This window comes from Pseudomonas sp. LAMO17WK12:I1, assembly GCF_900177315.1.
Lineage (GTDB): Bacteria > Pseudomonadota > Gammaproteobacteria > Pseudomonadales > Pseudomonadaceae > Aquipseudomonas > Aquipseudomonas marginalis.
In genome coordinates, this window is the sequence record NZ_FWZV01000001.1 from 36,619 (window position 1) to 59,177 (window position 22,559).

At 61.0% G+C, this 22,559-nt stretch carries 25 protein-coding genes; 16 read left to right on the top strand and 9 right to left on the bottom strand.

Annotated elements, in window-relative coordinates; translation table 11 throughout:
- Positions 1-82: 82 nt before the first annotated feature.
- Positions 83-1,090, top strand: coding sequence for a DNA-binding protein (locus tag B9N88_RS00175; RefSeq protein WP_027606588.1), 1,008 nt, complete (start codon positions 83-85; stop codon positions 1,088-1,090).
- Here the strand turns inward: B9N88_RS00175 and gorA are convergent, their stop codons facing one another.
- Both gorA and galU read right to left on the bottom strand, forming a co-directional pair.
- Positions 1,091-2,449, bottom strand: coding sequence for a glutathione-disulfide reductase (gene gorA / locus B9N88_RS00180; protein WP_027606589.1), 1,359 nt, complete (start codon positions 2,447-2,449; stop codon positions 1,091-1,093). It abuts the gene before it with no gap.
- 100 nt (positions 2,450-2,549) lie between these two features.
- Positions 2,550-3,389, bottom strand: coding sequence for a UTP--glucose-1-phosphate uridylyltransferase GalU (gene galU, locus B9N88_RS00185; protein ID WP_003212579.1), 840 nt, complete (start codon positions 3,387-3,389; stop codon positions 2,550-2,552).
- A gap of 309 nt (positions 3,390-3,698) precedes the next feature.
- Here galU and B9N88_RS00190 point away from each other — a divergent pair, with 309 nt between their 5' ends.
- A complete protein-coding gene (locus B9N88_RS00190) occupies positions 3,699-3,884 on the top strand; it encodes a hypothetical protein (RefSeq protein WP_017528082.1) in 186 nt (61 codons plus the stop codon).
- A 141-nt stretch (positions 3,885-4,025) separates the two neighbouring features.
- Positions 4,026-4,307: a hypothetical protein gene (locus B9N88_RS00195; protein WP_027606590.1), complete on the top strand. Its 282-nt coding sequence runs from the start codon at positions 4,026-4,028 to the stop codon at positions 4,305-4,307.
- A gap of 9 nt (positions 4,308-4,316) precedes the next feature.
- On the opposite strand, the gene B9N88_RS00200 is transcribed toward B9N88_RS00195, so the two are convergent.
- Together B9N88_RS00200 and B9N88_RS00205 are read right to left on the bottom strand one after the other, a co-directional pair.
- On the bottom strand, positions 4,317-4,547 hold the full coding sequence (locus B9N88_RS00200; RefSeq protein WP_027606591.1) for a hypothetical protein: 231 nt from the start codon (positions 4,545-4,547) through the stop codon (positions 4,317-4,319).
- Between the two features lie 20 nt (positions 4,548-4,567).
- Positions 4,568-4,918, bottom strand: coding sequence for a hypothetical protein (locus B9N88_RS00205; RefSeq protein ID WP_027606592.1), 351 nt, complete (start codon positions 4,916-4,918; stop codon positions 4,568-4,570).
- Positions 4,919-5,130: 212 nt separating this feature from the next.
- On the opposite strand from B9N88_RS00205, the gene B9N88_RS00210 reads away from it, so the two are divergent.
- From B9N88_RS00210 to B9N88_RS00225, 5 genes are all read left to right on the top strand, one after another.
- The gene (locus B9N88_RS00210) at positions 5,131-5,433 is read left to right on the top strand and encodes a DUF1883 domain-containing protein (protein ID WP_027606593.1); all 303 of its coding nucleotides are present in this window, start codon (positions 5,131-5,133) and stop codon (positions 5,431-5,433) included.
- A gap of 25 nt (positions 5,434-5,458) precedes the next feature.
- Positions 5,459-5,626 carry a hypothetical protein gene (locus tag B9N88_RS32625; RefSeq protein ID WP_092357951.1) on the top strand — a complete coding sequence of 56 codons (168 nt, stop codon included), beginning with the start codon at positions 5,459-5,461 and terminating at the stop codon, positions 5,624-5,626.
- 4 nt (positions 5,627-5,630) lie between these two features.
- The gene (gene alkB / locus B9N88_RS00215) at positions 5,631-6,296 is read left to right on the top strand and encodes a DNA oxidative demethylase AlkB (protein WP_027606594.1); all 666 of its coding nucleotides are present in this window, start codon (positions 5,631-5,633) and stop codon (positions 6,294-6,296) included.
- Between the two features lie 75 nt (positions 6,297-6,371).
- Positions 6,372-7,418: a bifunctional DNA-binding transcriptional regulator/O6-methylguanine-DNA methyltransferase Ada gene (gene ada, locus B9N88_RS00220; protein WP_027606595.1), complete on the top strand. Its 1,047-nt coding sequence runs from the start codon at positions 6,372-6,374 to the stop codon at positions 7,416-7,418.
- A gap of 105 nt (positions 7,419-7,523) precedes the next feature.
- The gene (locus tag B9N88_RS00225) at positions 7,524-8,594 is read left to right on the top strand and encodes an NAD(P)H-dependent flavin oxidoreductase (RefSeq protein WP_027606596.1); all 1,071 of its coding nucleotides are present in this window, start codon (positions 7,524-7,526) and stop codon (positions 8,592-8,594) included.
- On the opposite strand, the gene B9N88_RS00230 is transcribed toward B9N88_RS00225, so the two are convergent.
- Positions 8,591-12,340: a hypothetical protein gene (locus B9N88_RS00230; protein ID WP_027606597.1), complete on the bottom strand. Its 3,750-nt coding sequence runs from the start codon at positions 12,338-12,340 to the stop codon at positions 8,591-8,593. The genes B9N88_RS00225 and B9N88_RS00230 overlap by 4 nt on opposite strands.
- A gap of 232 nt (positions 12,341-12,572) precedes the next feature.
- Between B9N88_RS00230 and modA the strand changes: the two genes are divergently transcribed.
- The 6 genes from modA to B9N88_RS00260 all read left to right on the top strand — a co-directional run bounded on the left by modA (position 12,573) and on the right by B9N88_RS00260 (position 18,761).
- A complete protein-coding gene (gene modA / locus B9N88_RS00235) occupies positions 12,573-13,346 on the top strand; it encodes a molybdate ABC transporter substrate-binding protein (protein ID WP_027606598.1) in 774 nt (257 codons plus the stop codon).
- Entirely contained in the window at positions 13,347-14,027 is a 681-nt protein-coding gene (gene modB, locus B9N88_RS00240) for a molybdate ABC transporter permease subunit (protein ID WP_027606599.1), read from the top strand.
- A 5-nt stretch (positions 14,028-14,032) separates the two neighbouring features.
- The gene (modC, locus tag B9N88_RS00245; protein WP_027606600.1) at positions 14,033-15,112 is read left to right on the top strand and encodes a molybdenum ABC transporter ATP-binding protein; all 1,080 of its coding nucleotides are present in this window, start codon (positions 14,033-14,035) and stop codon (positions 15,110-15,112) included.
- Between the two features lie 79 nt (positions 15,113-15,191).
- Entirely contained in the window at positions 15,192-16,241 is a 1,050-nt protein-coding gene (locus B9N88_RS00250; protein ID WP_027606601.1) for a DNA topoisomerase IB, read from the top strand.
- 123 nt (positions 16,242-16,364) lie between these two features.
- Positions 16,365-17,987 (top strand): ABC-F family ATP-binding cassette domain-containing protein, encoded by a 1,623-nt coding sequence (locus B9N88_RS00255; protein ID WP_027606602.1) that lies wholly within the window; start codon positions 16,365-16,367, stop codon positions 17,985-17,987.
- A gap of 69 nt (positions 17,988-18,056) precedes the next feature.
- Positions 18,057-18,761, top strand: a complete 705-nt coding sequence (locus tag B9N88_RS00260; protein ID WP_027606603.1) for a YoaK family protein — start codon at positions 18,057-18,059, stop codon at positions 18,759-18,761.
- Positions 18,762-18,905: 144 nt separating this feature from the next.
- On the opposite strand, the gene B9N88_RS00265 is transcribed toward B9N88_RS00260, so the two are convergent.
- The 4 genes from B9N88_RS00265 to B9N88_RS00280 all read right to left on the bottom strand — a co-directional run bounded on the left by B9N88_RS00265 (position 18,906) and on the right by B9N88_RS00280 (position 20,720).
- Positions 18,906-19,259, bottom strand: coding sequence for a hypothetical protein (locus tag B9N88_RS00265; RefSeq protein ID WP_027606604.1), 354 nt, complete (start codon positions 19,257-19,259; stop codon positions 18,906-18,908).
- 170 nt (positions 19,260-19,429) lie between these two features.
- Positions 19,430-19,741 (bottom strand): AzlD domain-containing protein, encoded by a 312-nt coding sequence (locus tag B9N88_RS00270; protein ID WP_027606605.1) that lies wholly within the window; start codon positions 19,739-19,741, stop codon positions 19,430-19,432.
- The gene (locus tag B9N88_RS00275) at positions 19,738-20,433 is read right to left on the bottom strand and encodes an AzlC family ABC transporter permease (protein ID WP_027606606.1); all 696 of its coding nucleotides are present in this window, start codon (positions 20,431-20,433) and stop codon (positions 19,738-19,740) included. The genes B9N88_RS00270 and B9N88_RS00275 overlap by 4 nt, the downstream gene beginning before the upstream one ends.
- A gap of 71 nt (positions 20,434-20,504) precedes the next feature.
- Positions 20,505-20,720 carry a hypothetical protein gene (locus B9N88_RS00280; RefSeq protein WP_025856028.1) on the bottom strand — a complete coding sequence of 72 codons (216 nt, stop codon included), beginning with the start codon at positions 20,718-20,720 and terminating at the stop codon, positions 20,505-20,507.
- 176 nt (positions 20,721-20,896) lie between these two features.
- Between B9N88_RS00280 and B9N88_RS00285 the strand changes: the two genes are divergently transcribed.
- Both B9N88_RS00285 and B9N88_RS00290 read left to right on the top strand, forming a co-directional pair.
- Positions 20,897-21,253: a metalloregulator ArsR/SmtB family transcription factor gene (locus B9N88_RS00285; protein WP_027606607.1), complete on the top strand. Its 357-nt coding sequence runs from the start codon at positions 20,897-20,899 to the stop codon at positions 21,251-21,253.
- 19 nt (positions 21,254-21,272) lie between these two features.
- Positions 21,273-22,556 carry an arsenic transporter gene (locus B9N88_RS00290; protein WP_027606608.1) on the top strand — a complete coding sequence of 428 codons (1,284 nt, stop codon included), beginning with the start codon at positions 21,273-21,275 and terminating at the stop codon, positions 22,554-22,556.
- Positions 22,557-22,559: the final 3 nt, after the last annotated feature.

The following is a 22,559-nucleotide window of genomic DNA, read 5'->3' on the forward strand; positions in this document are numbered from 1 at the left end:
CATGAATTTGAACAGGTTTTTATTCGTGATACAGTATGTATCTACATAATACATACCACAGTACTAAATCGACGGAGACCCCATGGCTCGCGGCGGCATTAATAAAGCAGTAGTTCAAACGGCACGCCTGGCGATCCTCGCCCGTGGCGAGAACCCCAGCATCGACGCAGTACGCATCGAGATGGGCAATACCGGCTCGAAAACCACCATTCACCGCTATTTGAAGGAGCTGGACGACAGCGAAGCCCGCCTGACCATCACCGAAGCGCCGATTGACGACGAATTGGGCGAACTGGTTGCACGCCTGGCGCAGCGCTTGAAGGACAAGGCTCAAGAGCCGATTGACCTGGCCCTGGCGCAGTTCGAACAGCAAAAAACCGCCCTGCTCGCCCAGATCGAGGCACTTGAAGAAGCTCACGGCGAACTCAAGCAACAATTCGATATTCAGGCGGCTGCACTGGCAGAAGAAAGCGCTGCCCTGCAAACCACCAGTACCAGCCTGCAAACTGAACAAACGCGCAACGCCGGCCTCAGCCAGGCCTGCAGTGATTACGAACTGCGGATCAATGACAAGGATGAGCAGATTCGCTCGCTGGAAGAAAAGCACCTGCATGCCCGCGAGGCACTGGAGCACTATCGCAATGCGATCAAGGAGCAGCGCGAGCAGGAGCAACGGCGCCACGAAGGCCAGCTGCAGCAAGTACAGGCAGAGCTGCGCCAAGCCCAGCAAAGTGCAATGGTTCGCCAGGACGAAATTACCCAGTTGCACCGCGACAACGAGCGCCTGCTGATCGAGCACCGAGTGACGGCAAAGGAATTGGCTGCGCTGCAGGAGGAAACCCGCAAAGGTCAGGCCCAGCAACTGAAACTGAGCGAACACGTGAGCCAGATCGACAGCGAGCGCACTCTCCTTCAGGAGCGCCTGCGGGTGGCCTTGCTTGAAAGTGAGTCACGCCAACAAGCGCTGGCTGAGCACGGGCACACCAACAAGCGCCTGGAACTGGAGCTTATGAAGGCCCACGCCACTATCGAAGCGTTGCGCCTGGCCGCCGCCGTTGCGACGGCGCCAGAGGCAACACCGCCAGCCTGATCAGTCAGCCACAGGCGTGCGCATGGTGACGAACTCTTCCGCCGCCGTGGGATGCACGCCGATGGTTTCATCGAAGTGCTGCTTGGTCGCGCCGGCCTTGAGCGCGATCGCCAGGCCCTGGACGATCTCGCCTGCGTCCGGACCGACCATGTGGCAGCCCAACACCTTGTCGGTGTCGGCGTCGACCACCAGTTTCATCAAGGTTTTTTCCTGGCACTCGGTCAAGGTCAGCTTCATCGGGCGGAACCGGCTTTCGAAGATCTGCACCCTGTGTCCGTTCTTCTTCGCCTCCTCCTCCGTCAGGCCGACCGTACCGATATTCGGCAGACTGAATACCGCTGTCGGAATCATCGCGTAATCCACCGGGCGGTAGTGCTCGGGCTTGAACAAGCGACGCGCTACGGCCATGCCCTCGGCGAGGGCCACCGGCGTCAGTTGCACACGGCCGATCACATCACCGATCGCCAGGATCGACGCTTCGGTGGTCTCGTACTGGTCGTTCACCTGGACGAAACCGCGCTCATCCAGTTTCACGCCGGTATTTTCCAAGCCCAGGTTATCCAGCATCGGACGCCGGCCGGTGGCATAGAACACGCAATCGGCCTCCAGCACGCGACCGTCTTTCAAGGTCGCCTTGAGGCTGCCATCGGCTTGCTTTTCAATGCGTTCGATGTCCGCATTGAATTGCAGGTCGAGGCCGCGCTTGGTCAACTCTTCCTTAAGGTGTGTGCGCACTGAACCATCAAAGCCACGCAGGAACAGGTCGCCGCGATACAGCAATGACGTCTGCGCGCCCAGGCCATGGAAAATCCCGGCGAACTCAACCGCGATATAGCCGCCACCTACCACCAGCACACGCCTGGGCAACTCTTTGAGAAAGAACGCCTCATTGGAGCCTATGGCGTGCTCACGTCCCGGAATATCCGGAATCTGCGGCCAGCCCCCGGTAGCGATCAGGATGTGCCTGGCCGTAAAGCGCTCGCCATTGATTTCCACCTGGTGCGGATCAACCAGGCGCGCATGCCCCTCATGCAGGGTCACGCCGCTGTTGACCAGCAGGTTGCGGTAGATGCCATTGAGGCGATTGATCTCGCGATCCTTGTTGGCGATCAGGGTCGCCCAATCAAAACTCGCTTCACCCAGGGACCAGCCAAAGCCACTGGCTTGCTCGAAGTCTTCGGCAAAATGTGCGCCGTACACCAACAGTTTCTTCGGCACGCAGCCAACGTTTACGCAGGTACCACCCAGGTAGCGACTTTCCGCCACGGCCACCTTGGCCCCAAAGCCCGCAGCAAAGCGCGCCGCGCGAACACCGCCGGAACCGGCGCCAATTACATACAGGTCAAAATCGTAGGCCATTTCATTCTCCTCGGCAGGACATCAGCATACCGACTTACATGGGACTGAAAAACGAAAAAGCCACCCGAAGGTGGCTTTTTCAAAGGCAGGCCTGCGTGAATCAGTAAGCCTTGCCGGTCTTGTAGAAGTGCTCGTAGCAGAAGTTGGTGGCTTCGATGTAGCCTTCGGCGCCACCGCAGTCAAAACGACGACCCTTGAACTTGTAGGCGATCACGCAGCCGTCTTTGGCCTGCTTCAACAGGGCGTCGGTGATCTGGATCTCGCCACCCTTGCCTGGCTCGGTTTCTTCGATCAGCTTGAAGATGTCCGGGGTCAGAATGTAACGACCGATGATCGCCAGGTTCGACGGTGCATCTTCAGGCGCCGGCTTCTCGACCATGTCGCGTACGCGGATCAGGCCATCACCAATGTCGTCACCGGCAATCACGCCGTACTTGTTGGTCTCTTGAGGATCGACCTCTTGAACCGCAACGATGGTGCAACGGTATTTCTGGTACAGCTTGACCATCTGGGTCAGTACGCCGTCGCCTTCCAGGTTCACACACAGGTCGTCCGCGAGTACTACGGCGAACGGCTCGTCACCGATCAATGGGCGGCCGGTCAGGATGGCGTGGCCGAGGCCTTTCATCTGGGTCTGGCGGGTGTAGGAGAACGAGCACTCGTCCAGCAGCTTGCGGATGCCGACCAGGTATTTTTCCTTGTCGGTGCCCTTGATTTGGTTTTCCAGCTCGTAGCTGATGTCGAAATGGTCTTCCAGTGCGCGCTTACCGCGACCGGTGACGATAGAGATTTCGTTCAGACCGGCATCCAATGCCTCTTCGACGCCGTACTGAATCAGTGGCTTGTTTACCACCGGCAGCATCTCTTTGGGCATGGCCTTGGTCGCTGGCAAGAAGCGAGTGCCGTAACCGGCTGCTGGGAACAAGCATTTCTTGATCATATAAGTCCTTACAAAGGGCTGTGCGTACGGAATTCGGCGCAGTCTAATCAGGCCGCAGTCACCTTACAATGGGTCCTGCTGGCGTTGCGATGTCATCATAGAGAAAAAATGTCGGCGTAAGTTCCGCTGATCTCACAAAGAGCAGCCCCGCCGGCACGCTAAAAAAGTCCGTCCCCTCATGTTTAAAGGGGTTGCAACCCTTTTAACACGCTTTTCAGCCCAGAACACTGACTTGGAATAACTTGCGCGGTCCTGGAACATTTGGCGCTATCATTGCATCCTTGAATCAGACCACGAGATTGTTAATAGATGTCAGAACCAAAAGGCGTGAACGGCTACCTGATCACCAAGCGAGCAGACGGCTGGCACCTGATCAATTTCCATGGAGACAGCGTCGCGGGCGTTTTCGAGACCGAAAGCATGGCGATCGCGGTCGCCGAAGTGTTTGTTGACGAAGCGGGCCACGCGTCGAGCAAAAGGCCGAAGGGCAAGTAAGCCAGCAGCCCTGCGCCAAAAGCCCCGACTCACGGGGCTTTTTTGGTTTTGCCTGTACCTAGATGGCAGTTCGCTATAATCTTCAAGAAACGCCCCACGACAGTGTCAGCGCCCCTCCCACACCCTCGACGACGAACACACATGAACAAATTTCTGGCACTGACTGCGGTACTGGCACTCGCCGGCTGCACCACCACTTCCGATGTCTACCTCAAGAACGGCGAGCAAGGCCTGACCATCGACTGTTCAGGCGAAGCCAACTCCTGGGCCAGTTGCTACGAAAAAGCCGATGCCTCCTGCGCAGGCACCGGCTATCGCATTGTCGGCACCGAGGGCACGCCATCACTGAAGGAAAGCGACAAGACCCTGGGCCAGGATGTGGGCAACTACAAAAGTCGCAGTGTGGTGGTGGTCTGCAAATAACCCCAGGGGTTACAGGTGGATCTCGGCGAATTTGATCCCCAGTTCCCGAAGGATTTCGCTCAGCTCGTCAAGACTGGCAAAGGATTCGACTTCATCCTGATCATCCACCAGAAAAAAGCTGCGACCGCCGCTTTTCTTGAAGAAGACGATCCATTCGCCCAGGTCGGCGGGGTTCTGGATGACATGGGTGGCCGAGATTTCACCCTCGGCATGGCGGGCCTTGACGTGTTCACGCTTCATATCGGCTTTCCCCAGCGGCCTCAACCGGAAATGCACTCTTCCCCGGCTTTTTTCACATCACCCGGGCGGATCGGCACGTTGGACATGCTCTCGTAGAGCTTGATGCTGCTACCGCTGGAGCGCTCTTCAATTTCGAAAATAGCCGAAGGATCGGCGGAAAATTTCTGCGGCACGATAACCTGCACACCATCTTTATGCGGTTCAATCTGCGGCGGCCGACGAGTAGCCGACAGTTTCCTTACCACACACGCGGCATACTCCTGGGGTTTTTTCCCGGAAATGACGGCCAACGTCGGCGGGGTCTGCTTGATATCTGCAACCGAAGCACACCCACCTATCGCCAAGGCCAGAACCAACACACTCCACTTCATACAAAACCTCCAATAAAGACCCTACGACAGCGGAGATGGTAATTTTCTCCCGCCCACGTAGGATTTATCCCTGATAACTCGGTAAATAACTGTTTTAAATTGTCGACGCCATTGAAGACGGGCCGATAATAAACGCGCTGGGGCTGATAAACTCTATCTTAACCTACGTATCATTCTGATTTTGCAGAAAAAGCCCTTCTGGAGACACCCTCATGAAATTTATCCACCAGCGCGAGCACCTCAACGAGGGAGACATTGTCGTCATCGAATGCTCGCAGACTTGCAATATTCGCCTGATGAGCGACGCGAACTTTCGCAGCTTCAAGAATGGCGGTCGCCACACATACCACGGCGGCGCCTTCGACACGTTCCCCGCCAAGATCACCGCACCCAGTACCGGGTTCTGGAACATCACCCTGGACGTGGTGACACGTCGCGCGATCAGCGTCACCCGCAAGCCGGCGCTGTCCCACAAGATTCGCATCGTACGTCGCACCAGCACCAAGCTGAGCTGACTCGAAGACGCCAGAGGAAATCACCGTGACTGCTACCACCAAATACGTAATCAAGTACAAGCTCAACGGCGAACGCCGCTTCGAGTTCGCCCAACTGACGAACAATAGCGTGGAAGAGGCCTTGCAGGCCTTGGCGAAAATCCACGATGCCAGCGATGTCATCACCGACATCAACGTGAGCAAGGCGCTGTAAGGCAATGCCCGGCCCCACTGATGACCTGTTCGCCGATGACGCCCTGCAACAACCCGCAGCACGTGAGCAGATCGGCGAACAGTCCTACGTGCTAAGGGGCTATGCCCTGCCCTGGATTGAGCGCCTTCTGCCAGAACTGCGTCGTGTGCTGGCGCAATCGCCGTTTCGGCAAATGGTTACGCCCGGTGGCTTTACCATGTCGGCGGCCTTGAGCAGTTGCGGCGCGCTGGGCTGGACCAGCGACACCAGCGGCTACCGCTACACGCCCCTGGACCCTCGCACCCGGCAACCCTGGCCAGCGCTGCCGGACACCTTGCGCCAACTGGCCATAGAAGCCGCGGCAGACGCCGGGTTTGTCGACTTTGCCCCCGACGCCTGCCTGATCAACCGTTATGTTCCGGGCGCGAAAATGTCCTTGCACCAGGACAGGAATGAACGTCGCTACAGCGAGCCCGTCGTGTCGATATCCCTTGGGTTGCCGGCAGTTTTCCTGTTCGGTGGCCACGCCCGCAGCGACAAGACCCGCAAGGTCTCGCTGTTCCATGGTGACGTGGTGGTCTGGGGCGGGGTCGATCGGCTGCGTTTTCATGGGGTGATGCCGATCAAGGAAGGCGTGCACCCGATCATGGGCCCGCAACGTATCAACCTCACTTTTCGCACCGCCGGCTGATTTGACCGCAAGCTTCGGAGTGCCAGGCCACTGCAGCACGGCTAATCTGGCCAGGATCCGTCAAGAGTGCCAACCATGACTACCGAACAAGATCCGCGCTGGGCTGCGATTCTTGCCCGCGATCCGAAAGCCGATGGGCTGTTCGTCTACGGCGTGAAAACCACCGGTGTGTATTGCCGCCCGAGCAGCGCCTCGCGATTGCCTCGCCCGGAAAATATCGAGTTTTTCGACACCCCGGCACAGGCCGAGGCCGCCGGTTATCGCGCCAGCAAACGCGCAGCCGGTGACCAGACACAACTGGCTGCGCAGCATGCGCAATTGGTGGCTGACGCGTGCCGGCAGATCGAACACGCCGACACCGCGCCCAGCCTCAACACGCTGGCGAGCCGGGCCGGCCTGAGCCCGTTCCATTTCCACCGGGTGTTCAAAGGCGTGACCGGCTTGACCCCCAAGGGTTACGCCAGCGCCCATCGCTCACGCAAGGTCCGCGAGGGGCTCAAGGGCCCGCATTCGGTAACCGATGCGCTGTATGAAGCCGGCTTCAACTCCAACAGCCGCTTCTATGAGTCAGCCAACCAACGGCTCGGCATGACGCCCAGCGACTACAAGGCCGGCGGCACCAACAACGATATTCTGTTCGCCGTCGGGCAATGCTCGCTGGGGGCAATCCTGGTGGCGCAGAGCGCCCGTGGCGTGTGTGCGATTCTGCTCGGGGATGACCCGGACAAACTGGTGCGCGACCTGCAGGATCAATTCCCCAAGGCCAACCTGGTGGGCGCCGACCGCCGTTTCGAACAATTGATCGCGCACGTGGTGGGCTTTATCGAGGCGCCGGCCCTGGGCCTGGACTTGCCACTGGACTTGCGTGGCACCGCGTTCCAGGAGCGGGTGTGGCAGGCCTTACGCGAGATTCCGGTGGGCAGCACGGCCAGCTATGGGCAGATCGCCCAACGCATCGGCGCGCCCAAGGCCTTTCGCGCGGTGGCCCAGGCCTGCGGGGCGAACAGCCTGGCGGTGGCGATTCCGTGTCATCGGGTGGTGCGCAGCAATGGCGATCTATCCGGCTATCGCTGGGGGGTTGAACGCAAGCGGCAGCTGCTGGAGCGGGAAAGAGACCACTGACGCGCACGAAAAACGTCCCTCGTCCAGTGAATAAAACAGACTGGCCGGGTGCCAAGGGCCCTGTTAAAACAGCGACAAGCCTCACTGATACTGGAGACACGTCCCATGAGCACCTGGCCAGACACCCGTATTCTCGACCTGCTGGGCATCGACGTGCCCATCATCCAGGCACCGATGGCCGGTGCGACCAGCGCCGCCATGGTGATTGCCGCCAACCAGGCCGGCGCGCTGGGTTCGATTCCTGCGGCGATGCTGAGCATCGAGCAACTGCACGAAACCCTGGCCACCGTGCGCCATGCCAGCAGCGGGCCTATCAACGTCAATTTCTTCTGCCACCAGCCGCCGGAGCCGGACGAGGAGCGCAATCGCCACTGGAAAGCCTTGCTGGAACCCTACTACCGCGAACTGGGCGCCGATTTTGATGCGCCGACACCGGTCTCCAATCGCGCCCCGTTCAACGCGGCCAGTTGCGAAGTGGTGGAGCAGCACCGCCCCGAGGTCGTGAGCTTTCATTTCGGCCTGCCGGAAAAAAGCCTGCTGGAACGTGTCAAGGCGACCGGAGCCAAGGTGCTGTCCTCGGCCACCACGGTCGAGGAAGCGATCTGGTTGGAGCGGCACGGCTGCGACGCGATTATCGCCATGGGGTATGAGGCCGGCGGGCATCGGGGAATGTTCCTGGCTTCGGACCTGAGCAGCCAGATCGGCACGCTGGCCCTGGTCCCGCAAGTGGTGGACGCAGTGCGCATCCCGGTAATCGCCGCCGGTGGAATCGGCGATGCGCGCGGTATTGTCGCGGCCTTCGCCCTCGGGGCCTCGGCGGTGCAGATCGGCACTGCGTACCTGTTCACCCCGGAGGCGACGCTCAGCCGGGCCCACCATCTGGCCTTGCTGACGGCCCAGGCCAGTGGCACAGCGCTGACCAATCTGTTCACCGGGCGCCCTGCCCGTGGCCTCTTGAATCGCCTGATGCGTGAGCTGGGCCCGGTGAACCCGGCGGCACCGGCCTTTCCTCTGGCAGGCGGCGCGCTGATGCCATTGAAGGCCAGGGAGGAAGCCGGTTTTGGCAGTCAGTGGGCCGGGCAGGCCGTCGGGCTCAAGCACGCACTGTCGACGCGCGAACTGACCACGCTGCTCGCCGCGCAAGCCCTCAAGACGCTTACCCGCACGCCGGACTAGAGCTGTACAGGTTCCGCAGGTCGTAGCCCGCTCAGGCGGTTTTCGTGGGCCTGGGTCAGTACCATGAAGCGCTTTTGCCGCAGGGCGTGGATACCGTAGATGATGCGGGCGAAGTGCTCGTTACTGTTCTCGTAGGGCTGGCAGGTCATGATCAGGGCGAAGAAGCAATCGGACTGCCGATGGGTGGCCATGGCGTTGATCAACTTCAACCCGATAGCAAACAGCGCCTGACCGGTGCTCATGGAGAGTCGTTCGTAGCTGGCCCCCAGTACATGGTGTATCTGCACTTCACGATGGGCGGCCAGCGTCTGGTGCAGGTAGTCGAGTTGCGACCTTGTACACAGGTCCGCACGGGCGCGATCCCCCGTGACATAGCGTTCGATTTCGCTGCGCAGCAAACTGCGCCAGTCGTCGTCTTCCTGGCCGGCCCGCAGTGCGATCCAGTCGACGCAATCGACCAGGGCGTTCTCCGCCGTGGCAATCGGGCTGGCGAGGCCCGATTGCAACTGATCCAGGTGAGCCAATGCCCCGCGCACCAACTCCGCCTCTTCTGCGATAACGCTGTCCATCAGCTCCACATACTCTTCCAGCGACTCGTGGCGCCAGCTCCGGAAAGCCCCCAGCAGATGCGCCCTGAGGTTGCCAACGACCGGCACTCCAACGGTACGGCGCAACATATCCTCGGACTCATCGATCAAGCCCCGCAGGTTACTGACCTGCAACAACAGGCCGGCGTGATCGAACGGCTGCGGCGTGCTTTGCAGCGCCGTTGTCAGTTGCGACGCGCCCCGTGGCAGCTCCCGGGAAAGTACATCCCATAGCCTCGGCAGTTGCCGTTGGATAGCGGTGATAAATCGCGGCGGACACGCGAGGACCGAATAGCTGCCGGTATTGAAGAAACGCCCCCAACTCACTCCCAGCCGGAACACCGTGTTGAGCTCAAGACTGGCCTCGATGACATTGGCGTAGAGCTTGTAGACCACCAATTTGCCGCTCGACGCCGGTGCTTGCTGCACGCGCTGCTCCCAGCCGGCGATGGAATCAAAATAGGCCAGTTGCTGCGCCGAAGGGTCCAGGCGCCCCAACCCCGTGTCCAGCACCGCCGCATCACTTTCATTACGAACCGACAGGGCAAAATGGCATTGGGGACGCGGGTCGTCCGGTTCGGCGAACAGCAAGACGCCGATAGCCTGGACGTCCCAGGACTGGCTTGACAGGTAGTCCGCACAGCGCTTGGACTCAACGAAGCCGCCTGTAGTAGAAGCCTCGGAGTCGCCCGCCAATTCGGCCAGTTTATTGGCGTCGCGATACAGCTTTTCCAGACGACCGCGCATGCCCAGCAGATCCGCTGATGTGGGCAGGAACAACGTGGAGGCGCTTGCCTGTTCCAGGGAAACAGGGGGGGCCGGGCGCTCACGGGATCTCAAGGCCGGCAACAGCAACTTCCCGGTCTGGGCCGACCGTTTCAACAGCGTGCGCAGTTGCCCCCGGGCCAGGGTAACGTCGGCAACCAGCTCCACCACGCCCAGCAAGACGCCCAACTTGCACTCATACACATAGGCGGCGTAATCCTCGGGTCGGTCCATGCTGCGGGCCAGTTGGTAGGAGAAGCTTGCGTCCGCGACATTGGCGATCAGGCCAACACCGCCGGACAACAGCAACGCCCCGACGCCCGATGCGGGACCGACCGCCGCTATCACCAGGCTGGACACCGCGCGGGTAGCGACCTTGAACATGCCCCATTTCGCCAGGCGCCGCTCTTCATCGGAGGAAAATACCGCGTAATTCATCATGTGCTTGAGTTCGCTGATACCGATCTCATACAGCGCATCGTTGATGTTCGTCACCTCCCGGAAAGACACCGGCTGCGGCGGTACGCGGCGGTAGTGGTAGCCGTAGCGCTTTTTCTGCGGATAGAAATCCGAGCGCTCCACGCTGAGTTTTTCCGGAAATGGCAGGTGGTGCGTGATAAACCGCATCAAGTCGTCACTGGGTTGCCCCGACACGCCGCTGGGCTGCCACACCGCCCAAGTGAGCTCTGCCATGTTCAGTGAGATGAGCAGCGCCTTCTGTGAACTGAGCTTGAGCACCAACGCATTGGGCACCACTTTTTCCCGGAACAGCAGCAGGCGCGGCTTGACTTCACCTTTGAGAAAACGATGGGCGAGTTCACGCAGGGACACATCCTGCTCAGCATCATCGACCAGGAATTGTGCCGCGCGGACCTTGGCCAAGGCCTCGCAGGTTTCGCCAAACAGTTGTTTGTAGTCGGTGTTGCGCGCCAGTTCGTCGATATCGGCGACAAAGGTTTCATACAGGATGTCGCGCAAGCGGCCCAGGGTGCGCACTTCCACGCTCGACAGCGGTTCCCCGCTGACATGGATGTTGGCGATGGTTTCCTGGAAATACGCTGTGCGCTGCGGCTCGCCCGTCAGCACTTGCAGGAAAGAAAAATGCTTGTAGCGCGGTGGCGCATAGGCGGTCATGCCCGCCGAATAGACCGGGTAGCCCACCTGGTATTTATAGCGAAACCGTTTTTCGTCCCTGAACCGATCCTGGGTACGTTGCGGCAGCCCGGACTTGTTCAGGCAGCGCTCGATAAGGTTCTGGATATAGTCCTTGGAGAGTTCGGCGTTCCACACACTGTTCAGCAGGTTGTCCCATTTTTGCCAGGCCTTGGGGGGCGTAACCGGCTGTGTCGACGTCGGCACGCCCTCCAGCCACTGTGCCAGGTCCCCAGGCAGTATCTGTATCGAAAAAGACGCCTGGGAGGCGTCGCTGCGCACGAACCAGAAATTCTGCTGGTCACTTTGAGCGCGGATCACGCCCTCTTCATCCATCACCCCGCAGTTCACCCAAGGACAACGGTGATTCAAATAAACCGCAAGATAATATTGCCAGCGTCCTGACGCTCGATATTCCTGGGCGACGGTGATCGAGTATTCCAGCGCCGGCGCACCGCCGGGAAGATTGCCGAGGGTCACCTTGAGCAATTGATTGGGCTCTATGTGAGTGTCTGGCAGCTGCACGTCCTTGAGTGTCCACCGCGGAAGGATACTCAAGATCGCAACCCCCACCGGCTCTTCGAAGGGTTTGAGCCACAGCCGGTTCTGGCTCGTATCGGCTGAATACTCGAAGCGGCTGCCTGATTGCGCACCAATGCGCATGCCCGGCCACTCCAGGCTGATCGCCTTGGGCCATTGGTTGGCCCCCCGGGATGTGGGAGGCAGGTCGAACCAGATTTCCGCCATCATTTCGGCGTAGGTGTTCCACACCGATAGCACCACCACCTCGGTCTTGAGTACCGCCTGGTACGGCATCACTAACTCATGCTGCACCCAAAAGCCCGCGTGGATCTGCCCACCGACGTGGATGCGACCGAGAAAAAATCGCGTGAAATTCAGCTCCCGTGCCACCTCGCCATAGAAATACGGCATCAGGACTTTGGTTTGTACGCTGTCGGTGTTTTGCTGTTTGCCTGCATATGCCTGCCAGGGAAACCGATCGTTGAGGATGTGCCACAGCGGCAACGAATCGTGCTCGACGATGATCGGCTGTCGCTGGCTGTCATCGGAATCGAATATCGAGAATTCGGCGGGGATCAGGGCGTCTGCCCGGATCAGTGCCTTGGCCTGGGGTTCCAGCGTGGATTGAGCCACTACACGCTCTATCCATGCCTGCGTGTAAGCCTCGCTGCTCTCGGTGTTTGTCGCGCCCACGTCGATGTAAGCGTATTCCTTGCCCATGATGTGCTTCCGTTTCAGATCAATACGCCGCTCACTATCGCGTTGCGACCAGCGCCTGGCTGTCAGCCATGGGGGTATCGACGGGAGGAAATCTCGACCGCGCGCAGACATTGATTCCGCAGATGGATTTCTGCTTGCCATTTTTACGCTATATACCTATACATACAGCGCCTGGCAGCGCCCGTCCCTATAATCGGCACCAGGTTCTGCACCTTCTCAAACGGAGCCGTTCATGACTTTCAATACCCCTCGCTTTGTACCCACGTGCCTGGCGGCATTGGTTGCGTTGCTCGCGACCGCAGCGGCCCACGCCGATGAAGTCCAGGTGGCCGTAGCGGCCAACTTCACCGCACCGATCCAGGCGATTGCCGCCGACTTCGAAAAAGACACCGGCCACAAACTGGTCGCAGCCTACGGCGCCACCGGGCAGTTCTACACCCAGATCAAGAACGGCGCGCCGTTCGAAGTGTTCCTGAGTGCCGACGACACCACCCCGCAAAAGCTCGAAAGCGAAGGCGACACGGTCAAGGGCTCGCGCTTCACCTACGCCGTGGGCACCCTGGCGCTGTGGTCGGCCAAGGAAGGTTATGTAGACGCCAAGGGCGAGGTATTGAAGAAGAATGACTTCAAGCACCTGTCCATCGCCAACCCGAAAGCCGCGCCTTACGGCCTCGCCGCCACCCAGGTATTGGCCAAGGAAGGGTTGACCGAGCAGGTCAAGGACAAGCTCGTCGAAGGCCAGAACATCACCCAGGCCTTTCAGTTCGTTTCCACCGGCAACGCCGAGTTGGGTTTTGTGGCCTTGTCGCAGATCTATAAAGACGGCAAAGTCACCAGCGGCTCGGCCTGGATCGTCCCGGCCGCCCTGCACGACCCGATCAAGCAGGACGCGGTGATCCTCAACAAGGGCAAGGACAGCGCTGCAGCCAAGGCACTGGTCGAGTACCTCAAAGGGCCGAAAGCCGCTGCCGTCATCAAGTCCTACGGTTATGAACTGAGCAAGTAAATGCCCCTGTCGAGTGCCGATTTTTCCGCAATCTGGTTGACCCTCAAACTGGCGTCACTGACCACCGTGATCCTGCTGATCATCGGCACTCCGATTGCCCTGTGGCTGTCGCGCACCCGTTCATGGTGGCGCGGCCCCATTGGCGCGGTGGTGGCCTTGCCATTGGTGCTGCCACCCACCGTCATCGGTTTCTACCTGCTGTTGACCATGGGCCCCCACGGCTACTTCGGCCAGTTCACCCAATGGCTGGGCCTGGGCACCCTCACCTTCAGCTTCGCCGGGCTGGTGATCGGTTCGGTGATCTATTCCATGCCGTTCGTGGTGCAGCCGTTGCAGAACGCCTTTTCCGCCATCGGCACACGCCCATTGGAGGTGGCCGCGACCCTGCGCGCCAATCCGTGGGATACCTTCTTCACGGTGATCCTGCCCCTGGCGCGCCCGGGGTTTATCACCGCGTCCATCCTGGGTTTTGCCCATACCGTCGGAGAATTCGGCGTAGTGCTGATGATCGGCGGCAATATCCCCGACAAGACCCGCGTGGTCTCGGTGCAGATCTACGATCATGTCGAAGCCATGGAGTATGCCCAGGCCCATTGGCTGGCCGGCGCCATGGTGGTGTTCGCGTTCCTCGTGTTGCTGGCGCTCTACTCCAGCCGTAAAACCAGGATGGGCTGGAGTTGATGCCGATGATCAATGTGCGCCTGAACTTGAAGTACACAGGCTTTGCCCTGGACGTGGACCTGCATGTGCCCGGCCGAGGGGTGACTGCGCTGTACGGGCATTCCGGCTCCGGCAAGACCACCTGCCTGCGCTGCATTGCCGGGCTGGAGCGGGCCGAAGATGGGTTTATCCAGATCAACGATGAAGTCTGGCAAGACAGCCGCAACGGCCTGTTCGTGCCCCCGCACAAGCGCGCGCTCGGCTACGTGTTCCAGGAGCCCAGCCTGTTCCCCCACCTGTCGGTGCGGGCCAACCTGGAGTTTGGCCTCAAGCGCATCCCGCGCTCGCAACGCCGGGTGGATATGCTCCAGGCCACGGAGTTGCTGGGGATCGGCCATCTGCTGGAGCGTCACCCCCAACACTTGTCCGGCGGCGAACGCCAGCGCATCGGTATCGCCCGTGCCCTGCTCACCAGCCCAAGACTCCTGTTGATGGATGAGCCCCTGGCCGCCCTCGACAGCAAGCGCAAAGGCGAAATCCTGCCCTACCTGGAACGCCTGCACGACGAACTGGACATCCCCGTGCTGTACGTCAGCCATGCCCAGGATGAGGTGGCGCGCCTGGCCGATCACATCGTGTTGCTCAGCGACGGCAAGGCCCTGGCCAGTGGTCCCATCGGCGAAACCCTGGCACGGCTCGACCTGCCCCTGGCGTTGGGGGACGACGCGGGCGTGGTGATCAATGGCAGCGTCAGCGCCTATGACGATCACTACCGTCTGCTCACGCTGCAACTGCCCGACAGCGCCCAGCACCTGCGCGTGGCCCATGCACCGCTGGCGTTGGGCAAGGTGTTGCGGGTCAAGGTACAGGCGCGCGACGTCAGCCTCAGCCTGCAGGCCGAAGAGCACAGCAGCATCCTCAACCGCCTGCCGGTGACGGTTACCCAGGAGATCGCGGCGGATAACAGCGCCCATGTGCTGGTGCGCCTGGACGCGGATGGCACGCCGTTGCTGGCGCGGATCACGCGGTTCTCCCGCGACCAGTTGCAATTGCGGCCCGGCCAGGCGCTGTGGGCGCAGATCAAGGCGGTGGCCGTGCTGGCATAAGAAACCTTTTGGCACGACCGCACACGGCTGCGGTCAATCAGGAATACCGGCCTGATCCGTTGCCAAAGGAACCCGCACCATGCCCGACTCCGCGCTGCCCGCCGACCTGCCCCGCGACCTGCATTACGTTGACGACACCCAGCCCGGCATCCGCCGCAAGCGAGTGCGCGACAAGTTCCAGTACTTCGACGCCAAGGGCGAGCGCATCCGGGATGCCGATGAGATCAAGCGCCTGAACGCCCTCGCCATCCCTCCGGCGTATACCGATGTGTGGATCTGCGCCGACCCGCGTGGGCACCTGCAAGCCACCGGCCGCGATGCCCGTGGACGCAAGCAATACCGCTATCACCCGCGCTGGCGTGAGGTGCGTGACAGCGACAAGTACGCGCGGCTGCAGGAGTTCGGCAACGCCCTGCCGAAACTGCGCAGACAGCTCGAAGCGCAAATCGCCGAACCCGGCTTCACGCGCGAAAAAGTCCTAGCCACGGTGGTGTTGCTGCTGGACGCCACGCTGATCCGCGTCGGCAATACCCAATATGCGCGAGACAACAAATCCTACGGGCTGACCACCCTGCGCAACCGCCATGTGGATGTCAAAGGCAGCGAGATCCAGTTCCAGTTTCGCGGCAAGAGTGGCGTGGAGCACCAGGTCAGTGTCAAGGACCGGCGCCTGGCCACGGTGGTCAAGCGCTGCCTGGAGTTACCGGGGCAGAACCTGTTCCAGTATCTGGACGAAGACGGCGAGCGGCACACCGTCAGCTCCCATGACGTCAACGCCTACCTGCACGACCTTACCGGTGCCGACTTCACTGCCAAGGATTACCGCACCTGGGCCGGCACCGCCATGGCACTGGCGGTGCTGCGGGAGTTGGAATGGCAACCGGAATCCGACGCCAAGCGACATGTGGTGGCGATGGTCAAGGATGTCGCCAGGCAACTGGGCAACACGCCTGCGGTGTGCCGCAAGTGCTATATCCACCCGGCCGTACTGGAGCATTTCAGCCTGGGGGAATTGTCCAGGTTGCCCAAGCCGCGGGTGCGCAGAGGCCTGAAGGCCGAGGAAGTCGCCTTGGCGATGTTCCTTGAACAACTGGCCGCCGACTTGCCCGGCAATGCCAAGGCGAGTTAGGCTCTGGCCCCCTTCTGACTTCCGGGACGACCGCCGACGTGAATCACTAAGCCTTCCAGAATGTACCTGCAACGAGCCGCCTGGCGCGCTTGTTGGCCTGTCCGACATTTTTTGGAGGTGCTGATGACTGACGTCAACCGGCTGCCCGTATTGGTTTCCCTGCAACACCTGTGCTTCCAGTTCGCCAATGGCGAGACCTTGCTGGACGACCTGAACCTGTCCATCGACCACACGCCCACCGGGATTGTGGGACGTAATGGACGGGGCAAAAGTATCTTCGCCCAATTGATCGCCGGCGTGTTGTTCCCCTCCTCCGGCTCGCTCAAGCGCTCGGCCAGCGTGGCCTATGTCCCTCAGGACATGGCGGTTGCAGCAGGAGACACCCTCGCTGACCTGACGGGCACCACGCCCGTGCTGGCGGCACTGGCACGCATGGCGGCAGGGACGGCGCAGGTCGATGACCTTGAGTTGATCGACAACCGCTGGGACCTTGCCGAACGCTTGCGCGCCGCACTGGATACGGCAGGCCTTGCGCAGCTGGGTGTGGATACGCCGGCCGATCAACTCAGTGGAGGGCAACTGGCGCGGCTCAGGCTGATCGGCGCCGTGCTGGCCGCACCGCAACTGCTGGTGCTCGATGAACCCACCAACCACCTCGACAGCGCCGGCCGCCGGTGGCTGCTGCACCTGTTGCAGGAATGGCGTGGCGGCCTGGTGGTGGTGAGCCACGACCGGCAAATACTCAACACCCTCGGGCGCATCATTGAACTGTCCCCCCTCGGCCCTCACGTCTACGGCGGCAACTATGATGCCTATCGCCTGCAGCGCGACACCGAACAGCACGCCGCCGTCGCGGCGCTGGAGCACGCACGCCTTGAGCGCAACCGCGAACGCCGGCGCGTGCAGAAAGACCATGACAGCCTGCAACGCCAGGCGGCGCGCTCCCGCAAGCACGCCGAGACGGCCAATGTGGACCGGTTTACCAAGGCGCGCTGGAAAAGCGCCGCCACCGAAGTCGTCGGCACCGTGCGCAGTGCCCATCACGCGTACAAACACGCGCTGGATGAGCAGGTGCGCCAAGCCTACGAGCGCGTGGTAGATGAAACGCCGACCCTGTTGGCCTTGCCGGGGTCGGTCGTGCCCAATGGCCGACAGGTCGTGGCCTTGACGGAGGTCCGGTTGCCCTGGCTGGAGCATCCCGCCCTCACACTCAACTTCACAGGGCCGGTGCGCGTGGCCGTGCAGGGACCGAACGGCTGCGGCAAATCCACCCTGCTCAAGGTACTGGCCGGCCAATTGCAGCCCGCCAGCGGTGAGTGCACGGTGCCGGTGCCCTGCGCGTATATCAACCAGCACCAGGCGCTGCTGGATGACCGACGCTCCCTCGTCGACCAACTCAATCTGCTCGACACACCGCTGCCCGAAGCCGAACTGCGTACGCGCCTGGCCTTGCTGCAACTGGATGCCCGGCGGGTCACCCAACCGACCGCGCAACTCAGCGGCGGCGAGCGGTTGAAAGCCGCGATGGCGATTGCCCTGTGGGGTGAAACACCCGCGCAACTGCTGTTGCTTGATGAGCCCACCAACCACCTGGACCTGGAATCGGTGATCGCCTTTGAACAGGCGCTGCTGGGTTTCAGCGGGGCAATGATGGTTGTATCCCATGATGAGGCGTTCATCCAGGCGTTCGGGCCAACCCACCGTTTGCTCTGGCAACCTGAGGGTTGGCGACTGGAGTGTGTCTGAGGTCATTGCGCGCGCAATCAAAGCGTCCTAGGGTAGTGGCCGGATAATCTCACCGAGGAACCCGGCCCTATGCTGCCTTCGCCCAACAAGCCTTATGCCAATGCCGCACTGGCCCATCAAAAGCGCTGGCGCGGCCGCGTCGGCCTGATGCTGGTGGCCAGCCTTTCGGTATTGGCGGGCATGACTGACGCCATCGGCTTCATGGCCAGCGGCGACTTTGTTTCGTTCATGAGCGGCAACACCACGCGCCTGGCAGTGGCCATCAGTGTGGGGGATCTCGGCTTGACCGCACGTCTGCTGTTGCTGGTCGCCACATTTGTCGCCGGTAACGCCTTGGGTGTAGTGGTCGGCCGTCTCAGCCGGCGCCATGCCCTGCCCCTGTTGCTGTGTATCGCCACCTTGCTCTGCGGCGCAGCCTTGCTGCCCTTCGCTGACACCTTGCCGGCGCTGCTGGCGGCGATCATTGCGATGGGCATGCTCAACGCAGCCGTGGAAGAGGTCAACGGCTTGCCGGTGGGGCTGACCTACGTGACCGGGGCACTGTCACGCTTTGGGCGCGGGCTGGGACGCTGGATGCTGGGGGAGCGCCGCAACGGTTGGCGGGTGCAACTGATTCCGTGGGCGGGGATGTTTGTCGGCGCGGTGATTGGCGCGCTGCTGGAGCAGCACATGGGGCTGAGGGCGCTGGTGGTCAGCGGTGTATTGGCCGGCGTGTTGGGGCTGGTGTCGCTGAAGATTCCCCGGCGCTGGCATTTGGGTTTTATGCCGCGATAAGGACTAAAGGTGCCCGCCCGACGGTAAGGCCTCGACGTCCGTGTACTGGTAAAGAGCCATCATGTCGGGCGGGCGGATTGAATCATAAGCGAATGTCCGGCGGCTGTCCCGCCGGGCGTTTCCTGAAATGACTAAGGCAACGGATTACAGACAGGTCGCAAGTGCGGCCAAGCGACGCTTGGCCGGCATCGTATCTTCAACGGCGTAGTACTTGACGGACGAACCGGCACCGGCGCTTTGCACGTCGACGAAGTAATCGCCACCCGTGGTATAGACGGTGAAACCACCGGCCCCGTTCGGCTCTTTGAAGCCACCGGCGTCGACGCCAAACACGCTTTCATCCTGCCAGCCAAACTGGATGCACTCGGCAACCACCAGCGTGGCCTTGTCCGATGCCATGGCCTTGTAGGGAGCCCCCAGGCGCGCCTCGTTCATCTTCGAACCCGCGCAACCGGCCAGTGCCGTCAATACCAATGCGCCCATTACCACCTTGTGCATGCCCTTGCCTCGTTGGAAAAAACGCGACTGTACCATTGCCGCAAGGCTGACTGACGCCCCCATGAATTTTGTTTCACTGTGGAGGGAGAATATGCCGCCTATAGTGGCCTGGCTCATTTTTAGAAGTGTCCTTCTGCCCTCCCTCCCGCGGGCTTTTTTTCGCCTGCGCTTCAGAGCCACCAGCGAAACAGGTAGAACAACGCCATGCTCAGCAGCACGGTCATCAATACGTTGCGCGTCCAGAACATCAGCGCCACGGCGCAGATACCGGCCAGCAAGTACGGATTGGCCGGGCTCAGGTTGAGCTGGTGATCAGCCAGGAAAATAATCGGCCCGCAGATCGCCGTGAGCATGCCCGGCACCGCAAACCCGAGAAACTCCCGTGCCCCACGGCTGAGGCGCACCGGCAGGCGCGGCTCGATAAACAGATAACGGTTGAAAAAAACCACCAGGCCCATGGCCACAATCATCAGGTAAATCATCGCTGCCCAACCCCCAGGCGTTTGCAGAAAAACCCTGCGCTCATGCCGAGCACACCCGACACCACCACCGCCGACTCCCAGTGCAGGAAGCTCAGCCATACCGAAAACAACAACGACACCGCCACGCAGACCACCGTCGGCACATCGCGTACCACCGGGGTGATCAGCGCGATAAAGGTGGCGGCGATGGAGAACTCCAGGCCCAACTGATCAAGGCCTGGGATGCTTTTGCCCAGCACGATACCGGCCAGGGTGAACAGGTTCCAGGCGATATAAAACGTCAGGCCAACGCCCAGGGCATACCAGCGATTGAAGGTTTCACGGTCATAGTGGTTGACCAGCGCAAAGAACTCATCGGTCAGCAGAAAGCCCAGGCTCATGCGCCAGCGCGTCTTGAGCGGCGAAAGAATCGGGCGCAGGTGCATGCCATACAGCAGGTGCTGGGAGGTCAGCAGCAAGGTGGTCAACACGATGGAAATCAGGCTCGCACCGCTCTTGACCATGCCAATGGCGACCAACTGCGCAGCGCCGGCAAACACAATGGCGGACAAGCCCTGGGCTTGCAGTGGCGTGAATTGCGCATCGATGGCCATGGAACCGGCCAGCAGCCCCCAGGGCGCACAGGCCAGGGACAGGGGAATGACGGCGATTGCACCGCGAGCGAAGGCGTAATGAGGTAAGGCAGCAGGCATGGAAACGGCTCATCGACAGACAGTCCACAAGCATGCCAGCGCAAGATGGAGCTTGTCTTGAACGATCTTGCTCAGGCGAGCCTGACCGACACCTGCTCCACCGAGTCCCGCGCTTCACGCAGTTCGTGAGCGTCCTGGTTGAGCCGGTGAATGGTGTTGAGCAAGCGCTGGCGCAGCACTTCATCGCCGAGCTTTTCAACGGCACGCATCAGGTCGAATGCCGCGGTTTCGTTATTTTCCGCGACGGAATCCAGGGTTTTGCGCAGGTTGCGAGTGGCACGGGTCACGCGGGTCTTCCTTCATCAGCAATGGGGAGGCACTTTAGGACATTCGTGTTTCATTTTAATTTCAATCACTTGTGGCAGTTTTCCCGAGGTTTGATCCATATCAATTGAAACAGGATTTGACCGAAACATATGGATATACGTATATTCGAATTTCCATATGTATGTAGGCAATGGTCATGTCGGAACCCCTTACACCGCCCACCCTGTTCAAATGCCTGGCCGACGCCACTCGCGCACGCCTGACGCTATTGATTCAGCGTGAAGGCGAACTTTGCGTGTGCGAACTGATCCATGCCTTGGACGACAGCCAGCCAAAAATCTCCCGCCACCTGGCGCAACTGCGCAGTTGCGGTGTGCTGCTGGATCGTCGCCAGGGCCAATGGATCTACTACCGCGTCAACCCGGCACTGCCCGATTGGGTGACCCAGGTGCTGGACGTCACCCTGCAAGCCAACCAGCCATGGCTGCACAACGACACACAGCGTCTGGATGCCATGGGCGACAGACCACAACGAGACAGCACCTGCTGCTGAGCCACCGGAGCGTTAATTCATGCTTGTCGCAGTCGCCATTTTTATCTTCACCATCGTCCTGGTCATCTGGCAGCCCAAGGGTCTCGGAGTGGGCTGGAGCGCCACGATGGGCGCGATCCTGGCCCTGGCCTGTGGCGTGATCAGCCTGGCGGATATCCCGGCGGTCTGGCACATCATCTGGAATGCCACCGGGACGTTTGTCGCACTGATCATCATCAGCCTGCTGCTGGACGAAGCCGGGTTCTTTGCCTGGACGGCACTGCATGTGGCGCGCTGGGGGCGCGGGCGTGGCCGGCGCTTATTTGCCTATATGGTGCTGCTCGGCGCCCTGGTGTCGGCGCTGTTTGCCAACGACGGCGCGGCGCTGATCCTCACCCCCATCGTGATGTCGATGCTGCTGGCGCTGCGCTTTTCGCCGGCGGCGACCCTGGCGTTTGTGATGGGCGCGGGGTTTATCGCTGACACGGCGAGCCTGCCGCTGGTGGTGTCGAACCTGGTGAACATCGTCTCGGCGGACTATTTCAAGATCGGCTTCAACGAATATGCCGCGGTCATGGTGCCGGTCAACGTCGTCAGTGTCGCCGCCACCCTGGCGGTGCTGCTGTGGTTCTTCCGCCGCGATATTCCCCAGGCCTACGACCCCGCCGACCTGGCAGACCCCGCCAGCGCGATCCACGACCGCGCCACCTTCCGCGCCGGTTGGTGGGTGCTCGGCATCTTGCTGATCGGTTGCTTTGCCCTGGAACCCCTGGGCATTCCCATCAGCGCGATTTCCGCGGTGTGCGCCGTGCTCCTGCTGGTGATCGCCGCCAAGGGCCACAAGATCTCCACGCGCAAGGTGCTGAAGGAAGCCCCGTGGCAGATCGTGGTGTTTTCCCTGGGGATGTACCTGGTGGTCTACGGCTTGCGTAACGCCGGCCTCACCACCTACCTGGCGACCTGGCTCGATACCTTTGCCACTTACGGCGTATGGGGTGCGGCCATGGGCACCGGCGTGCTGACGGCCTTGTTGTCCTCGGCGATGAATAACCTGCCGACGGTATTGATCGGTGCGCTGTCCATCGAATCCAGCCATGCCGTGGGCGTGGTCAAGGACGCGATGATCTACGCCAACGTGATCGGCAGCGACCTGGGCCCGAAAATCACCCCCATCGGCAGCCTGGCCACCCTGTTGTGGCTGCATATCCTGGCGCGCAAGGGCATCACCATCACCTGGGGCTACTACTTCAAGGTCGGGATTGTGCTGACCTTGCCGGTGCTGCTGATCACCCTCGCCGCCCTCGCGTTGCGCTTGAGCATCTAACGG

What these genes read in the sequence shown, in the direction of transcription:
- B9N88_RS00195 (WP_027606590.1), top strand. Translation starts at nt 4,026, where the DNA reads ATGAACAAATTTCTGGCACTGACTGCGGTACTGGCACTCGCCGGCTGC.
- modC (WP_027606600.1), top strand. Translation starts at nt 14,033, where the DNA reads ATGATCAATGTGCGCCTGAACTTGAAGTACACAGGCTTTGCCCTGGAC.
- B9N88_RS00190 (WP_017528082.1), top strand. Translation starts at nt 3,699, where the DNA reads ATGTCAGAACCAAAAGGCGTGAACGGCTACCTGATCACCAAGCGAGCA.
- alkB (WP_027606594.1), top strand. Translation starts at nt 5,631, where the DNA reads ATGCCCGGCCCCACTGATGACCTGTTCGCCGATGACGCCCTGCAACAA.
- ada (WP_027606595.1), top strand. Translation starts at nt 6,372, where the DNA reads ATGACTACCGAACAAGATCCGCGCTGGGCTGCGATTCTTGCCCGCGAT.
- B9N88_RS00265 (WP_027606604.1), bottom strand. Translation starts at nt 19,259, where the DNA reads ATGCACAAGGTGGTAATGGGCGCATTGGTATTGACGGCACTGGCCGGT.
- modA (WP_027606598.1), top strand. Translation starts at nt 12,573, where the DNA reads ATGACTTTCAATACCCCTCGCTTTGTACCCACGTGCCTGGCGGCATTG.
- B9N88_RS00260 (WP_027606603.1), top strand. Translation starts at nt 18,057, where the DNA reads ATGCTGCCTTCGCCCAACAAGCCTTATGCCAATGCCGCACTGGCCCAT.
- B9N88_RS00225 (WP_027606596.1), top strand. Translation starts at nt 7,524, where the DNA reads ATGAGCACCTGGCCAGACACCCGTATTCTCGACCTGCTGGGCATCGAC.
- modB (WP_027606599.1), top strand. Translation starts at nt 13,347, where the DNA reads ATGCCCCTGTCGAGTGCCGATTTTTCCGCAATCTGGTTGACCCTCAAA.
- B9N88_RS00210 (WP_027606593.1), top strand. Translation starts at nt 5,131, where the DNA reads ATGAAATTTATCCACCAGCGCGAGCACCTCAACGAGGGAGACATTGTC.
- B9N88_RS00230 (WP_027606597.1), bottom strand. Translation starts at nt 12,340, where the DNA reads ATGGGCAAGGAATACGCTTACATCGACGTGGGCGCGACAAACACCGAG.
- B9N88_RS00200 (WP_027606591.1), bottom strand. Translation starts at nt 4,547, where the DNA reads ATGAAGCGTGAACACGTCAAGGCCCGCCATGCCGAGGGTGAAATCTCG.
- B9N88_RS00250 (WP_027606601.1), top strand. Translation starts at nt 15,192, where the DNA reads ATGCCCGACTCCGCGCTGCCCGCCGACCTGCCCCGCGACCTGCATTAC.
- B9N88_RS00285 (WP_027606607.1), top strand. Translation starts at nt 20,897, where the DNA reads ATGTCGGAACCCCTTACACCGCCCACCCTGTTCAAATGCCTGGCCGAC.
- galU (WP_003212579.1), bottom strand. Translation starts at nt 3,389, where the DNA reads ATGATCAAGAAATGCTTGTTCCCAGCAGCCGGTTACGGCACTCGCTTC.
- B9N88_RS00205 (WP_027606592.1), bottom strand. Translation starts at nt 4,918, where the DNA reads ATGAAGTGGAGTGTGTTGGTTCTGGCCTTGGCGATAGGTGGGTGTGCT.
- B9N88_RS00275 (WP_027606606.1), bottom strand. Translation starts at nt 20,433, where the DNA reads ATGCCTGCTGCCTTACCTCATTACGCCTTCGCTCGCGGTGCAATCGCC.
- B9N88_RS00290 (WP_027606608.1), top strand. Translation starts at nt 21,273, where the DNA reads ATGCTTGTCGCAGTCGCCATTTTTATCTTCACCATCGTCCTGGTCATC.
- B9N88_RS00255 (WP_027606602.1), top strand. Translation starts at nt 16,365, where the DNA reads ATGACTGACGTCAACCGGCTGCCCGTATTGGTTTCCCTGCAACACCTG.
- B9N88_RS00175 (WP_027606588.1), top strand. Translation starts at nt 83, where the DNA reads ATGGCTCGCGGCGGCATTAATAAAGCAGTAGTTCAAACGGCACGCCTG.
- B9N88_RS00270 (WP_027606605.1), bottom strand. Translation starts at nt 19,741, where the DNA reads ATGATTTACCTGATGATTGTGGCCATGGGCCTGGTGGTTTTTTTCAAC.
- gorA (WP_027606589.1), bottom strand. Translation starts at nt 2,449, where the DNA reads ATGGCCTACGATTTTGACCTGTATGTAATTGGCGCCGGTTCCGGCGGT.